Below are 14984 nucleotides of genomic sequence, written 5' to 3'. Positions count from 1 at the left end.
AGAGGTCTATGGTTTAGATAAAACATTACGCGAGTAAACTCGCACCTAGCGGTTTCCGTGTGCCGGACTGACGGTTTCCGTCACTCCGGACATGCGGTTTCACCGCACAGGAATATTCATATGAGGTTATGGCGAGTAACGGGCATGTCAGAGACCTGCCGAAAAGCCAGATGGGAATTGACATTGAGCATGATTTTGAACCGAAATATATTACAATCCGTGGTAAGGGAGATATATTGGCAGCACTTCGCAAGGAAGTGAAAAAGGCGGATAAGATTTATCTCGCAACTGACCCTGACCGCGAGGGAGAGGCGATTTCATGGCATTTATATATTGCGCTGAAGCTGGAAAATAAGAAGGTTTATCGTATTACCTTCAATGAGATCACAAAGAATGCGGTCAAGGAATCGCTGAAGCATCCGCGTGAAATTGATATGGGACTGGTAGATGCACAGCAGGCGCGTCGTGTGCTGGACCGTATGGTAGGGTATCAGATTTCACCGCTTCTGTGGGCAAAGGTAAAGAGAGGCCTTTCCGCAGGTCGTGTGCAGTCTGTTGCACTGCGTATCATCTGTGACAGGGAAGATGAGATCAATGCATTTATTCCGGAAGAATACTGGACGGTAGATGCACTGCTTTCAGTTCCGGGAGAGAAAAAGCCGCTTACCGCACATTTTTACGGAACGACAAAGGAAAAGATGACGATTTCTTCCAAGGAAGAAATGGAGAAGATAGAGAAAGACCTGAAGGGAGCAGCCTATCAGGTGACAGATGTGAAGAAGGGCGAACGTGTGAAGAAAGCACCGCTTCCTTTCACGACATCCACATTGCAGCAGGAAGCCAGCAAGGTGCTGAACTTCTCTACACAGAAAACAATGCGTATTGCACAGCAGTTATATGAAGGTGTGGAGATCAAAGGCAGTGGTACGATCGGTCTGATTACGTATCTGCGTACGGATTCCACCCGTGTATCGGAAGAAGCCGAGGCAATGAGCCACAAGTTTATCACAGAAAATTATGGCAGTGCATATGCAGCAGCCGTGCATACAAAGGAAAAGGAAGGAAAGAAGATCCAGGATGCGCATGAGGCAATCCGTCCGACGGATATTGAACGTGTTCCGTCCGAGATCAAGGATTCCTTATCCCGTGAGCAGTTCAGATTATATCAGCTGATCTGGAAGCGCTTTACCGCCAGCAGAATGGCACCGGCAGTTTATGAAACGACCTCTGTAAAAATTGATGCAAACGGATATCGTTTCACTGTGGCAGCTTCCAAGGTGAAATTTGACGGCTTTATGAGTGTTTATACACAGGAAGAGGATGAAAAGGCAGAAGGCAATAAGATGCTGGGCAGTCTGGATCAGAATACAAAGCTTTCCTGGGAAAGCTTTGACAGCAAGCAGCATTTTACACAGCCGCCTGCACATTATACGGAAGCAAGCCTTGTCAGAGCATTGGAGGAGCAGGGTATCGGACGACCGAGTACGTATGCACCGACGATCACAACGATCCTTGCCAGAAGATATATTGTAAAGGAAGCAAAGAATCTGTATGTCACAGAGCTTGGAGAAGCAGTCAACAATATTATGAAGACAGCTTTCCCAAGTATTGTAGATGTCAGCTTTACCGCCAATATGGAATCGCTGCTCGATTCCGTAGAAGAGGGCGGCGTCAACTGGAAGGTAGTTGTTTCCAATTTCTATCCGGATCTGCATGAGGCTGTGGAAAAGGCAGAAAAGGAACTGGAGTCCGTAAAAATTGAGGACGAGGTTTCCGATGTCGTCTGTGATCAGTGTGGCAGACAGATGGTCATTAAATATGGTCCGCATGGTAAATTCCTGGCATGTCCGGGCTTCCCGGAATGTCGCAACACAAAGCCGTATCTGGAGAAGATCGGCGTGAAATGCCCGAAATGCGGCAAAGAGGTTGTGATCCGCAAAACAAAGAAGGGCAGACGCTATTATGGCTGTGAGGATAATCCGGCCTGTGACTTCATGGTATGGCAGCGTCCGAGCAATAAACTTTGCCCAAAATGCAGGAATGTACTTGTAGAAAAGGGAAATCAACTTGTTTGTTCTGCAGAGGGCTGTGGTTATAAAGAAAAGAAAGAAACAAAAGAGGCATAAGATTTTGAGATGAATTGTCCGATTTTATTGTAAAATCGGACAATTTGTGTTATTATACATATAAATTCTGAATATTATGTGCGCAGATGCTGTATGACAGAATGATCCGGGTGCGAATGAGATAAGAGCAAGAGGGAATGAAAATGAGCAGTGTACAGTTATTAGATAAAACCAGAAAGATCGGGAAGTTACTTCACAACAACAATTCCAGTAAGGTCGTATTTAATGATATCTGCAATGTGTTAAAAGAGATCCTGCAGTCGAATGTGCTGGTGATCAGTAAGAAGGGCAAGATCCTTGGCGTTGGGAAGACGGACGGGATCGAGACACTGGACGAGCTGTTTGAGAGCAAGGTCGGCGTCTTTGTGGACAGTCTTCTGAATGAGCGGTTTTTAAGCGTGTTATCGACAAAGGAAAATGTCAATCTGGAAACGCTCGGTTATGAGGGCGAAAAGGCGCATCAGTATAAAGCACTCCTTTCTCCAATCGATATTGCGGGAGAGCGGCTGGGTACACTTTTTATTTATAAGAAGCAGCAGGAATATGAGATCGATGACATTATCCTCTGTGAGTACGGGACAACGGTAGTCGGGCTGGAAATGCTCCGTTCTGTCAATGAGGAAAGTGCCGAAGAGGTCAGAAAGAGAGCGGTTGTGAAATCCGCACTCAGCACACTTTCCCAGTCCGAGCTGGAAGCAATCATCCATATTTTTGATGAGCTTCATGGCATGGAAGGCATTCTGGTGGCAAGCAAGATCGCAGACCGGATCGGCATTACAAGATCTGTTATCGTTAATGCGCTGCGGAAGTTTGAGAGCGCAGGCGTGATCGAATCCAGATCTTCGGGAATGAAGGGGACGTATATCAAGGTTGTCAATGATCTGGTTTATGAGGAACTGGACCGCGTGAAGAAAAATATGTAAAATAAACAGACAGAGAAAAGGAATTCTCGGGCTTGGAAAAGGATTTTGTGATGCAGGATCAGTTTCCGGGCCTGTTTTTTTGCTAAGAAATCCTTGTGTTTTTTGCGTTTTAATTTATAATGGAATAAGGTAGGCTTATTAGATGAAATGAGGTGTTTCAATGATCAATTCCAATATATATGATTATGTAAATGTACTGGATAAGGCGGCAGATGCGTCCTGGATGCGACAGGAAGCGATCTCCAACAATATTGCAAATGTGAATACACCGGGCTATAAAAGGCAGGATGTGGCGTTTGAGGACAGCCTGCAGGAGGCAATCAGCAATTCACGATACAGATCCACGGACGAGAAAGTGGCAAACCTAAGCAAGGCAGATCTGCGGATCCGCAGCTACACGGACAGCTCCGGTTTTTCTTATCGCCTGGATGGCAATAACGTAGATATCGATACAGAAAATGCAGCACTGGCACGTAACCAGCTCAAGTACAATGCGCTGGTTGACAGTATCAATCATGAGTTTTCCATGATCAAGGCAGTGACACAGTAGAGTAGGAGGCAGCTATGAGTATATTTGATTCTTTCAGCATCAATGCATCCGGTCTGACAGCCGAGAGATACCGGATGGATGTGATCTCAGAAAATATAGCCAATATCGATACCACAAGAACGGAAGACGGAACCCCTTACCGCCGCAAGCTTGTGACATTTGAAGAAAAAGGTAAAAATGGGACATTTGCTTCTGCGCTGGCTAAGGCAAAGGGAGATTATATCGGTGGAGGCGTGCGTGTCGGAAAGACATATGAAGACACCGAAACAGAAATGAAGATGGTATACGATCCTTCCCATCCGGATGCGGATGAAAACGGGTATGTGACATATCCGAATGTCAATGTCATTACGGAAATGACAGATCTGATCGATGCCAGCCGTTCTTATGAGGCAAATGCAACTGCATTTTCCGCAAGCAAGAGTATGGCTGTCAAAGGTCTGGAGATGGCACAGTAAGATTGGTAAAGGGAGAGAATAACAATGGATATTACTTCGTTGTATAATGTCAGCAGCGGTGTGATCAAGAATGCCCTGCAGACGGAAGATCCGGGAAAGGTAAATGATACAAGCAGTGATGCATTCGGCGGCTTTTTATCCGCAGCCATGGATAACATCACACAGGCAAATGCATACATATCAGATGCAGAGGATGAAAAGGTAAAGCTGGCGATGGGAGAAACGGAAAATACACATGATCTTACCATTGCACTACAAAAAGCATCTGCTGCGATCTCTTATACAGTAGCGATCAGGGATAAATTTCTGGAGTCCTACCGGACCATCATGAATATTCAGATTTAATATGGGGAAGTAGGAGACGAAAATGGCAGATAAATTAAAACAGATTCCAAAGAAGCTTCTGGACTGGTGGAACAAATTCAGCCCGAAGCAGAAGACAATTCTTGTCTGTGCGCTGGCAGGTGTGCTTTTGACGGTTTCTATTGTGGCGTATGTTCTGACAAGACCGCAATATACACTGGTTGCAAATTGTGAAACGGCAAAGGACGCATCCGATGCAACCGCACTTTTAGCAGACAATAGTATTACATATAAGACATCAGATGATGCACTTTCTATTTATGTCCTGTCCGGACAGGCTTCTCAGGCGCGTATGGTGCTTGGAGCCAATGATATTTCGACTGCGGTTCCGCAGATCGATGATGTGACCTCCGGCGGACTTTCCACAACAGAGTCGGATAAGCAGAAACGCTACATTGTGTACAAGCAGAAAATGATGGAGCAGGATCTGCAGACGATCGATGTCATCGACAAGGCACATGTGACTTTCAGTATCCCTGAAAATGACGGTACACTGATCCAGCAGAATACGGATTCTTCTGCTTCTGTTGTGCTGGAATTAAACGGAGAGCTCGGAAGTGATAAAGCATCTGCGATCGCGCATATGATCGCGACATCACTCGGCAACAGCAGCACAGATAATGTGACGATCATTGATTCGCTCGGTAATCTTCTGTATTCCGGCGAGACGCAGGCGCAGGGCACAGGCAATGCAAGCACGCAGTTTGCGGTCAAGCAGGATGCGGAAAATATGGTCAAGCAGGAAGTAAAGAGTGTACTGCTTGGTACGAACCTGTATGACAATATCGAGGTTGCCAGCAATCTGGCGCTGGATTTCTCAACGTATAAAACGACTGAGCATAATTATTCCGCACCGGACGGGCAGACACAGGGTATGCTTGCTTCTGAGGATACTTACAATTCAGAAGCAACCAATGGCGTGGCAGGTACACCAGGTACGACATCCAACGATCAGGACGGCACTTATGTGATCGAGGATGGCAGCAACAGCTCCGAGACAGTAACGGAGGAATCCAGAAAGTATCTGCCGGATGAAAAGATCACAGAACAGAATATTCCGGCGGGACTGATCCAGTATGACAGTTCTTCCGTATCCGTAACGGCGAAAAAGCTGCATATCTACAGAGAAGAGGATATTCAAAGTCAGGGACTTCTGACCAATATGACATGGGATGAATATAAGGCGGCAAACGGAGAGCAGACAAAGCTGACGGTTGATGACGATGTATACAGTATCGTAAGCAATGCAACAGGTATTCCAACTGCGAATATTGCGATCGTAGCTTATGATGTGCCTGTATTTATTGATAAAGAAGGTTCTACGGTAAAAGCAACGGATATCGTACAGGTGATATTGATCATTGCGATTCTGGCAGTGCTTGCGTTCGTGGTGATCCGGAGTATGCGTGCGCAGAAAGCGGATCAGCAGGAAGAGGAGCTTGCAGTGGAATCTCTGCTGCAATCAACACCGCAGGAAGAACTGGAAGATATTGAGCTGGAATCCAAGTCGGAGGAACGTAAGCTCATTGAAAAATTTGTGGATGAGAATCCGGAAGCGGTTGCAAATCTTCTGCGCAACTGGCTGACGGAAGACTGGGGGTAGCCCGTGAGTAAATATGGAGATTCGGAGATCAGCGGCGTACAGAAGGCAGCAATCCTTCTGATCGCACTCGGCCCTGAAAAATCTTCTCAGATCTTCAAGCATCTGAAGGAAGAGGAGATCGAGGAGCTGACGCTGGAGATTGCCAATACAAAAAGTATTACAACACAGACAAAAGATGAAGTGATCAAGGAGTTCTACGAGATCTGTCTGGCACAGCAGTATATCGCAGAAGGCGGTATCGGTTATGCCAAAGAGCTTCTGGAAAGCGCACTTGGTGCGGATAAGGCGATGGAAGTCATCGGCAGACTGACTGCATCACTGCAGGTAAAACCGTTTGAATTTGTCAGAAAGGCAGATGCTTCACAGCTTCTGAACTTTATTCAGGACGAACATCCGCAGACGATCGCACTTATTCTTTCTTATCTGCCGGCAGGACAGGCAGCACAGATCATTTCCGCGCTTCCGCCGGACAGACAGGCGGATGTGGCAATGCGTATCGCGACAATGGACAGAACAAGCCCGGATGTCATCAAAGAGGTAGAGCGTGTGCTGGAGACAAAGCTGGCATCACTTGTCAACCAGGAGTACAACGTGATCGGCGGTGTCGATGCGGTTGTCGAGATCTTAAATACAGTAGACAGAGGAACAGAGAAGCATATCATGGAATCTCTGGAGATCGAAGAGCCGGAGCTGGCAGACGAGATCCGCAAGAAGATGTTCGTCTTCGAGGATATTTTGCTGCTTGATGACCGTGCAATCCAGAGAGTACTGCGTGATGTGGATAATTCTGATCTGGCGATCGCCTTAAAGGGTGCAAACGAGCAGGTACAGAATGCGATCTTCAACAACCTGTCCAAGCGTCTGGCTTCCATGATCAAAGAAGATATGGATTTCATGGGACCTGTCAGAATGAAGGATGTGGAAGAAGCACAGCAGAAGATCGTCAATATTATCAGAAAGCTGGAGGATTCTGCTGAGATCGTTATTTCCAGAGGCGGAGGTGACGAGATCATTGTCTAGTCAGAGTTTGTTTAAAGCGGGATTTGTCAAGCTGGATCAGGGAGATGTCCGTGTGATCAATTCCAACGACAGGATTTCCCAAAGGCTGGAAGCTCTTCGGAAAACACCTTCTTATCCGGAAGCAGTCATGGAGGAAGAAGAAGCCTACATGGAGGATGCGGAAAACGAGGAGACGGCTGCAGCAGAGCAGGACGGACAATCGGATGCGCAGCTGATAGAAAGCTCACTGGATGAAAATGCAACAAAACTGATCGAGCAGGCAAACAGCCGCGCAGAGCAGATCATTGCGGATGCGAATGCGCAGGCACAGCAGATCATTGCAGATGCGCAGGCGCAGAGTCAGGCGGAAGCCAATATGGCTCTGGAGCAGGCACAGCAGCAGGGCTATACACAGGGGTACAGCGAAGGAAGCGAAAAGGCTGCACAGGAAGTCAGGGCTAAAATGGCAGAGCTTTCTGAAAAAGAAGCAGCCCTGGAACAGAGTTATCAGGAAAAGCTGAGCAATATGGAACCGTATCTGGTAGATAAACTGACAGATATTTACGACCATATTTTTGCAGTAGATCTGTCAGAATACAGAAATGTGATATTTCATCTGATCAGCAATACCTTGCATGCACTGGAGAACACAGATACTTATCTGATCCATGTATCCGAGCAGGATTATCAGTTTGTCAGCATGCAAAAGGCACAGATCGCCGAGGATGGCGGTGTCAAACCATCCATGCTTGAATTTGTGGAAGACCGGACACTGGGGAAAAATGAGTGCCTGATCGAAACACCGGATGGTATTTATGACTGCAGTCTTTCTGTGCAGCTCTCAGAGTTGAAGCGAAAGCTGCTTTTGTTATCCTATTCGGGAGCAAAGGAGCAATGAGTGTGTCAGATACAAATATAAATGTCGAGAAATATGATAAATTAAAGGATGAGCTTTATTTTAAAAGACTTGGAAAGATCGCAGGTGTGGTTGGTCTGACGATAGAATCGGTAGGACCGGATGCCAGATTGGGCGATCTTTGCCGCATTTATAAGAGTGGACGCAGCGGAGAGTATATTTCTGCGGAGATAGTCGGTTTTAAGGACGGACTGACACTGCTCATGCCTTATGAAGTAACGGATGGCATCGGCGGTGGCTGTATCGTGGAAAACGAAGGCTGCCCGCTGACGGTGCATGTAGGACCATCTTTGCTGGGAAAGACGCTGGATGGTCTTGGCAGACTGCCAGATGGCAGTTTCCCACAGGGCATGGAATATCCGGTAGAAGCACCACCGCCTGATCCGATGGCAAGAGAGATCATTGATACCGTGCTTCCGCTTGGCGTAAAGGCGGTAGACGGACTGATCACAGTCGGGAAAGGACAGCGTATCGGCATTTTTGCCGGCTCCGGTGTCGGTAAATCTACCTTAATGGGTATGTTTGCCCGCAATACAAAGGCAGATATCAATGTGATCGCACTGATCGGCGAACGAGGCAGAGAGGTGCGGGAATTTATAGAACGGGATCTTGGCGAAGAGGGTATGCGGCGTTCGGTCGTTGTTGTGGCAACTTCCGACAAACCGGCGCTGGAACGTAATAAAGCAGCCAAGACCGCGACAGCAATCGCAGAGTATTTCCGCGATCAGGGAAAGGATGTCCTTCTGATGATGGATTCCCTGACCCGTTTCAGTATGGCGCAGCGTGAGATCGGACTGGCAAGCGGAGAGCCGCCTGTAACAAGAGGCTATCCGCCGAGTGTATATTCGGAAATGCCGAAGCTCTTAGAGCGTGCGGGACGTTCCGGCAAAGGCTCGATCACGGGGCTGTATACCGTTTTGGTGGACGGTGATGATTTTAATGAACCGATCACGGATACGGCAAGAAGTATTCTGGATGGGCATATTATGCTGGACCGGAAGCTGGCACATAAAAACCATTATCCGGCGATTGATATATTGCAGAGTATTTCCCGTTGCATGAGCCAGATTGCGGCAAAGGAGCACAAACAGGCAGCAGGAAAACTGAAAAATGTCATGGCGACTTATCATGAGGCGGAGGATCTGATCAATATCGGCGCTTATAAGAAAGGCAGTAATCCCGATATCGATTATGCGATCGAAAAGATCGGCGCAGTAAATGATTATGTCATGCAGCAGACGGATGAAAAGTTTGAATTTGAAGAAGAAGTCAATATGCTGGAGCAGATATTTGAGTCTTGACAGGCAGAGGAATAAGCAATGGCAAAATTCCGGTATCGGATGCAGAATATATTAAATATCAAAGAAAAGCTGGAGATGCAGGCAAAAAATGAATTTGCAACTGCCAATATGGAGCTTCTGGAAGAACAGGAGCGGCTTTCTGCGATGCTGAAGGAAAATGCAGCACTGCAGGAGGAAGGCAGAAGACTCCGGCAGAAGGACAGCCTCAGTATCCGGGATATTGAGGATAACAGCCTTTCGGTTTCCCTGATGAAGGAGAAAATGAAACAGCAGGCGCTTGCCATCCACCGGGCAGAGCAGAAGGTGGAAGAAAAAAGAAAGGCAATGACAGACCTGATGCAGGAGCGAAAGACGCAGGAGGTTTTGCGGGATAAGGCATTTGAAGCTTTTCTGCAGGAAGAAAAGGCAGAAGAAGGCAAACAGATCGACCAGCTGACAAGCTATACATACGGACAGAGGGCAAAGAAGGAAGAGAGCAGGTGACAAGATGGCAGATACGGAGAAACAGCAGGCAACAGATCTGAAAGCAGATAAAAAGAGGCTGAAGGATGAAAAAAATAAATTAAAACAGGAACAGAAGAAGCAGCGGAAAGAAGCAAGGGCGCGGGCAAAGGAGATTGCACTCGAAGAAGCACAGCTGGATGATGATGCGGAAGGAAATCCCGCATCGGTCGTGCTGATCACGATTGTGATTGTAGCGATCTGGCTTCTGATCCTCGGACTTCTGATCAAGCTGGATGTGGGTGGTTTCGGCAGTAATGTGATGACACCGATTCTGAGAAATGTACCGGTTGTCAATAAGATCCTGCCGGCATCGGAATCTACCGCGGATGAAAGCGGCTATGAAGGATACAGTTCTCTGCAGGAAGCGGTCGATCAGATCAAGACATTGGAGCTGCAGCTTTCCGCCGCGACAGCGGAATCGCAGACGGATGAAACAACAATTGCGCAGATGCAGGCGGAGATCGAAAGACTGAAAACGTTTGAAGATAACCAGCTGGAATTCCAGAAGATTAAAAATGAGTTTTATCAGGAAGTTGTCTATGCGGAAAAAGGACCGGGTGCGGATGAATATGCCAAGTATTATGAGTCCATGGATCCGACGACAGCGGAGGCGCTTTACAAAGAGGTTGTCACAAAACAACAGGAAACACAGGAAATACAGGATTATGCAGCGGCATATTCCGCAATGAAGCCAAAGGAAGCAGCGGCGATCTTTGAATCCATGACAGACAATCTGGAACTGGTTGCCCGGATCCTCGGGGTGATGTCAGCGGATGACAGAGGAAAGATCCTGGGTGTGATGGACGCGGCTGTGGCTGCACGTGTCACAAAAATAATGGATCCGGAAAGCTAATATTTATGCCTGACCGGCCGATATAAATAATAGAGTTCTGCATCTGTGCAGAGCTCACAAATATCGGAAGGAAAGGAGGAGCCATATGACAAGTAATGCGATCAGTAATTTGACCGGTACGACCTATCAGGTGAATGCGCCGAAGACGCAGCAGAATACGGAACAAAGCTTTTCGGATATGCTCAGACAGACGGCACCGACCGTGCAAAGCCAGGCAGAAGGCGTGCAGCAGACAGCGCAGACGACAAAAGAACAGCCAAAGCAGACAGATACGCAGCAGGCTGACAATCAGCAGACAGATGCAGCCAAAGAGCCGGATACACAGGAAGTACAGAAGCCTGAGAAAACGGAACAGGTACAGCAGACGGAAGCGGCTGATGCGGAAGAACCGAAGCAGGAAGACGATAACGGAGAACCGGATGCGGTACTGCTTTCAGATGTGATGCAGCAGATCATGCAGCAGATCACAGAACAGCTTGGTGTTTCGCAGGAAGATGTCCTGCAGGCGATGGATGCGCTTGGGATCTCTATGGAAGATCTCACACAGAATATGGCAGCACTGCTGACAGAGCTGACAGGTGCGGATCAGATGGCGGTTCTGACGGATGAAGCGCTTTATACGCAGGTAAGTGATCTGACAAATGCGGTAGAGCAGACGATCGAAGAACTCGCAGATGATCTGGGCATGGACAAAGACCGGTTGACAGCACTTCTGCAGGAGAGTGTAAAGAAGCCGGAAGAACCGGTTGTTATGGTAGAACAGGAACTGGCGGCGCCGGTAAGTGATGTGCAGCAGGAAAGCACAGGCGATCAGGAAGTACAGACGGTCGTTTCCACGGAAACAGAGACAGAGCAGCTACGCGAGACAATGAAGCAGGAAGACAGTGATATGCAGCAGCAGATGCAGGATATGCAAAAGCCGGCAGAAAATCTGCAGCAGACGCAGGGTAGTGCAGCAGCGGCAGAACAGCCGACAGAGCGGTTTGACCTGCAGAGAACACAGGAGATCATTGATCAGATCGCTGATTATGTGAAGATCCATTCGAGCGAAAAGCTCACTTCAATGGAAATCGAATTAAATCCTGCAAGCCTTGGCAGTGTGAATCTGCATGTGTCCTCAAAAGGCGGTGTGATCAGCGCACAGCTGTATGCACAGGATGAGTCGGTCAGAGCAGCGCTGGAGAGTCAGGTAGCTGTACTGAAGGAATCGCTGGAAGCACAGGGCATGAAGGTAGATGCCATCGAGATCACAGAGCACAGCCATCAGCTGGAACAGAATCTGGATCAGAACGGTGAGCAGCAGGAACGTGCAAAGGCACAGAAAAAGCCTGCCAGAAGACTTTTGAATCTGGATGAGCTTCCGGAAGAGGAAGTTTATGAAGAAGAAATGACACAGGCAGAAAAACTGCAGATTGAAATGATGCGGATGGGCGGTAACAAACTGAACTTCCAGGTATAAAAGAAAGGAGAGAAACATGGGCGTAGCAGCAATTGTAGAAGACGGCAAGATCACAAATGCCACATCGACAACAAGCACAAAGGAAAAATCCTCTACACTTGGCAAAGATGATTTCTTACAGCTTTTAGTAGCGCAGATGCAGTATCAGGATCCGCTTGAGCCGACTTCCAATACGGAATACATAGCACAGTACGCAACGTTCTCGGAAGTAGAGCAGATCCAGAATATGAGCAAGAGCATGGATCTGAGCAGAGCTTCCAGTCTTGTCGGACAGACCGTACAGATCACTTCCACAGATGACAGTGGCAGAGAGACGACCAAGATGGGCAAGGTTGATTATGTAAAATACGAGAACGGTAAAGCGATGGTTTCCATTGATGAGGAACTGTATTCACTGGATGATGTCACTTATGTATGCGATCAGGATTATCTGACAGCATTCGGACTGGCACAGACACTTGTATCCGATTTGGCGAAGCTTACGAAGGTTGAACAGGTAACGGCATCTGATAAAGAAGCAATCGAAAAAGTCCTGAAACAATATGACGATATGAATGATTATCAGAAGACGTTCTTATCCAAGTCAGTGATCAGTTCACTGGAAGAATATCGCAAGAAGCTGGCTGAGATTTCCGGTGACAATAAAGCAGGAGACACGGACAATGCAGACGGCGATAAAGCGGACGATGCAGGCAAAACAGAAAACGGAGACAAGGAAGAAGATACAACGCAGGATGTATAGAAGCGGAGGCGGAATATGAGTATACAGATAAACCCATACATATCCGCTTTGCAGGAAGTACAGAAGGCACCGGCTCCTCAGACACAGAAAAAAAGCGAGGCAGGCAGTTTTGGAGCACTGCTGGAAGAAAAACAGAAGCAGCTTGACACACAGACAGTCAGATTTTCCAAACATGCGGCAAACAGGTTGTCGGAAAGGAATATCAGCCTTTCGGAAGGACAACTGAAACGTCTGAGTGAGGGTATGGACAAAGCAAGCGGAAAAGGAATCAAAGAACCACTTGTACTGATCGACAATCTGGCATTTATCGTCAGCACCGGATCGAGAACAGTGATCACGGCGACAAGTCAGGATCAGACACAGGAAAACATTTTTACAAACATTGACGGTACCGTAATCAATTAGCCGGACCTTACAGGAGGCTAACAGTTCCCGAATGACAGAAGGAACGAAAACGGACCCAAAGGAGGTCATTTACTATGATGAGATCACTCTACTCTGGTGTATCAGGTCTGAAGACACACCAGACAAAAATGGATGTTATTGGTAATAACATCGCAAACGTAAACACAACTGCATTCAAATCGCAGTCCATTACATTTTCGGAATTGATGTATCAGACGACACAGGCAGCTTCCGGCGCCAATGCACAGACAGGTAAGGCAGGTACAAATGCCCGCCAGATCGGTCTTGGTGTAAAATCAGGTGCAATCACTGCTTCTGTGGAAACACCGGGTTCTTCCCAGTCAACAGGAAATCCGTTTGATATCAAACTGACCGGTAATTCTTTCTTTATCGTCAGTGACGGATCTTCCAACTACTTTACAAGAGACGGCTCTTTCTATGTAGACGGTCAGGGTAACCTGGCAATGAGCTCTAACGGTTATACCGTGCGGGGCTGGGGTGTGGATGACGGCAAGATCGTCAGAGATACGGTCGGTCCGCTTCGTATCATGGGTTCCGATAATATGACATATCCACCGGAAGCTACCACGAAAGCACATGTATCCGGTATTGTAGATAAAAATGACGCTTCAGTCAGTACAGAAGCCGGCAAGATCATCAGCATCAGTTTCTTTGATAACCGTGGATATTCCTATACTGCAAAGCTTTCCATGAAAGCAACGGCAACAGAAGGGCAGTATACGGTAGAGCTGGCAGATATTCTCGATGTTGACGGAAATGAAATTGACAAAACGAACATTAAGCTGGGTTCTGTCAGAAATGTAGCAGAGAGTAAGACGCTTTCTCTGGCAAACGGCTGCAGTGTCAACGGAACAACGCTGACATATCTGGATGAGTCGGGACAGAATCAGACAATGGATCTGAGTGGTAATCTGACAGCTGAACAGAAACAGATTCTGGCAGAGTCCTACGGCTTTACTTCTTATGATGAAATGGCAAAGCTGTATGTGACAGGCGCGGACGGAACCGTAACAACACTTGGTGCACATCTGGACGGTGGCACATTTGCACAGGTGATCAACCAGGCGGATGGCAGTATCGTAACAGACGGAAAACAGATCACAGGCGGTATTATCCAGTATAATACGGCGACAGGTGAAATCTGGAGCGTTAACGGTCTGACAAATAACCTCAATCTGGTACTGGATTTTGGAGATCAGCCGGGCAGTGCGTTTGAAAATATTACAATCGATTTTTCAGCGTCTTCCAACTACAATAATAATAAAACGAGTACAATCAGCGGTGACTACGGTGATCTGGATGGAAACGGAACCGGTAGAAAACTTGGTGAAATGACAGGTATCTCCATCCAGACAGATGGTATGATCTACGCAGCATATGACAACGGTATGACAAAGCTGCTGGGGCAGATTGCAGTTGCAAGCTTTGCAAACCCATCCGGTCTGCAGAAGGAAGGCGATAACCTGTATTCCGCAACCTTGAACTCCGGACAGTTTGACGGCATCGGTATGGATGTTACAAGTGATGGCGGATATATGACAACAGGTGTGCTGGAAATGAGTAATGTGGATCTTTCTTCCGAATTTACAGAAATGATCACAACACAGAGAGGATTCCAGGCGAACTCCCGAATCATTACAGTTTCCGATACCTTGCTGGAAGAACTTGTCAATCTGAAGAGATAAATTTGATAAAATACAGTGAAAGCCTCTGTACCTCGTGTACAGGGGCTTTTTCTACCAGATAAGGGATAGAAACGGA

The 14984-nt window shown here is 47.2% G+C and carries 14 protein-coding genes and 1 pseudogene; all 15 read left to right on the top strand.

The window, feature by feature from the left end:
- Window positions 1-116: 116 nt before the first annotated feature.
- Window positions 117-2126 (top strand): annotated as a pseudogene (gene topA / locus KQI22_RS04630) (type I DNA topoisomerase); the annotation flags it as partial.
- Between the two features lie 143 nt (window positions 2127-2269).
- Window positions 2270-3049, top strand: coding sequence for a GTP-sensing pleiotropic transcriptional regulator CodY (codY, locus tag KQI22_RS04625; protein WP_216550911.1), 780 nt, complete (start codon window positions 2270-2272; stop codon window positions 3047-3049).
- A gap of 160 nt (window positions 3050-3209) precedes the next feature.
- On the top strand, window positions 3210-3599 hold the full coding sequence (gene flgB, locus KQI22_RS04620; protein ID WP_022005436.1) for a flagellar basal body rod protein FlgB: 390 nt from the start codon (window positions 3210-3212) through the stop codon (window positions 3597-3599).
- A 14-nt stretch (window positions 3600-3613) separates the two neighbouring features.
- Complete coding sequence (gene flgC, locus KQI22_RS04615; RefSeq protein ID WP_022005435.1) at window positions 3614-4057, top strand: flagellar basal body rod protein FlgC; 444 nt, start codon at window positions 3614-3616, stop codon at window positions 4055-4057.
- 24 nt (window positions 4058-4081) lie between these two features.
- Window positions 4082-4402 (top strand): flagellar hook-basal body complex protein FliE, encoded by a 321-nt coding sequence (locus tag KQI22_RS04610; protein ID WP_216550910.1) that lies wholly within the window; start codon window positions 4082-4084, stop codon window positions 4400-4402.
- A gap of 22 nt (window positions 4403-4424) precedes the next feature.
- Window positions 4425-6023, top strand: a complete 1599-nt coding sequence (locus KQI22_RS04605; protein ID WP_216550909.1) for a flagellar M-ring protein FliF C-terminal domain-containing protein — start codon at window positions 4425-4427, stop codon at window positions 6021-6023.
- Window positions 6024-6026: 3 nt separating this feature from the next.
- Entirely contained in the window at window positions 6027-7043 is a 1017-nt protein-coding gene (gene fliG / locus KQI22_RS04600) for a flagellar motor switch protein FliG (protein ID WP_216550908.1), read from the top strand.
- 7 nt (window positions 7044-7050) lie between these two features.
- A complete protein-coding gene (locus KQI22_RS04595) occupies window positions 7051-7920 on the top strand; it encodes a FliH/SctL family protein (protein ID WP_216550907.1) in 870 nt (289 codons plus the stop codon).
- A 2-nt stretch (window positions 7921-7922) separates the two neighbouring features.
- Complete coding sequence (gene fliI, locus KQI22_RS04590; protein WP_330623265.1) at window positions 7923-9239, top strand: flagellar protein export ATPase FliI; 1317 nt, start codon at window positions 7923-7925, stop codon at window positions 9237-9239.
- A gap of 39 nt (window positions 9240-9278) precedes the next feature.
- Window positions 9279-9722: a flagellar export protein FliJ gene (locus tag KQI22_RS04585; RefSeq protein ID WP_216550905.1), complete on the top strand. Its 444-nt coding sequence runs from the start codon at window positions 9279-9281 to the stop codon at window positions 9720-9722.
- A gap of 4 nt (window positions 9723-9726) precedes the next feature.
- Window positions 9727-10596: a hypothetical protein gene (locus tag KQI22_RS04580; RefSeq protein WP_216550904.1), complete on the top strand. Its 870-nt coding sequence runs from the start codon at window positions 9727-9729 to the stop codon at window positions 10594-10596.
- A gap of 85 nt (window positions 10597-10681) precedes the next feature.
- Window positions 10682-12055 (top strand): flagellar hook-length control protein FliK, encoded by a 1374-nt coding sequence (locus tag KQI22_RS04575; protein WP_216550903.1) that lies wholly within the window; start codon window positions 10682-10684, stop codon window positions 12053-12055.
- Window positions 12056-12071: 16 nt separating this feature from the next.
- Window positions 12072-12797 carry a flagellar hook assembly protein FlgD gene (locus KQI22_RS04570; protein WP_216550902.1) on the top strand — a complete coding sequence of 242 codons (726 nt, stop codon included), beginning with the start codon at window positions 12072-12074 and terminating at the stop codon, window positions 12795-12797.
- 15 nt (window positions 12798-12812) lie between these two features.
- Complete coding sequence (locus KQI22_RS04565) at window positions 12813-13202, top strand: TIGR02530 family flagellar biosynthesis protein (protein ID WP_216550901.1); 390 nt, start codon at window positions 12813-12815, stop codon at window positions 13200-13202.
- A 74-nt stretch (window positions 13203-13276) separates the two neighbouring features.
- Window positions 13277-14908, top strand: coding sequence for a flagellar hook protein FlgE (locus tag KQI22_RS04560; RefSeq protein WP_216550900.1), 1632 nt, complete (start codon window positions 13277-13279; stop codon window positions 14906-14908).
- The last annotated feature ends 76 nt before the right edge of the window (window positions 14909-14984 follow it).

It is taken from the genome of Kineothrix sp. MSJ-39, from assembly GCF_018917935.1.
GTDB lineage: Bacteria > Bacillota > Clostridia > Lachnospirales > Lachnospiraceae > CAG-194.
Note: the sequence above shows the minus strand (reverse complement) of the source record. Positions and strands in the feature narration are given on the sequence as shown.

What these genes read in the sequence shown, in the direction of transcription:
- KQI22_RS04585 (WP_216550905.1), top strand. Translation starts at nt 9,279, where the DNA reads ATGCAGAATATATTAAATATCAAAGAAAAGCTGGAGATGCAGGCAAAA.
- KQI22_RS04580 (WP_216550904.1), top strand. Translation starts at nt 9,727, where the DNA reads ATGGCAGATACGGAGAAACAGCAGGCAACAGATCTGAAAGCAGATAAA.
- KQI22_RS04560 (WP_216550900.1), top strand. Translation starts at nt 13,277, where the DNA reads ATGATGAGATCACTCTACTCTGGTGTATCAGGTCTGAAGACACACCAG.
- flgB (WP_022005436.1), top strand. Translation starts at nt 3,210, where the DNA reads ATGATCAATTCCAATATATATGATTATGTAAATGTACTGGATAAGGCG.
- KQI22_RS04610 (WP_216550910.1), top strand. Translation starts at nt 4,082, where the DNA reads ATGGATATTACTTCGTTGTATAATGTCAGCAGCGGTGTGATCAAGAAT.
- KQI22_RS04575 (WP_216550903.1), top strand. Translation starts at nt 10,682, where the DNA reads ATGACAAGTAATGCGATCAGTAATTTGACCGGTACGACCTATCAGGTG.
- KQI22_RS04565 (WP_216550901.1), top strand. Translation starts at nt 12,813, where the DNA reads ATGAGTATACAGATAAACCCATACATATCCGCTTTGCAGGAAGTACAG.
- codY (WP_216550911.1), top strand. Translation starts at nt 2,270, where the DNA reads ATGAGCAGTGTACAGTTATTAGATAAAACCAGAAAGATCGGGAAGTTA.
- KQI22_RS04570 (WP_216550902.1), top strand. Translation starts at nt 12,072, where the DNA reads ATGGGCGTAGCAGCAATTGTAGAAGACGGCAAGATCACAAATGCCACA.
- flgC (WP_022005435.1), top strand. Translation starts at nt 3,614, where the DNA reads ATGAGTATATTTGATTCTTTCAGCATCAATGCATCCGGTCTGACAGCC.
- KQI22_RS04605 (WP_216550909.1), top strand. Translation starts at nt 4,425, where the DNA reads ATGGCAGATAAATTAAAACAGATTCCAAAGAAGCTTCTGGACTGGTGG.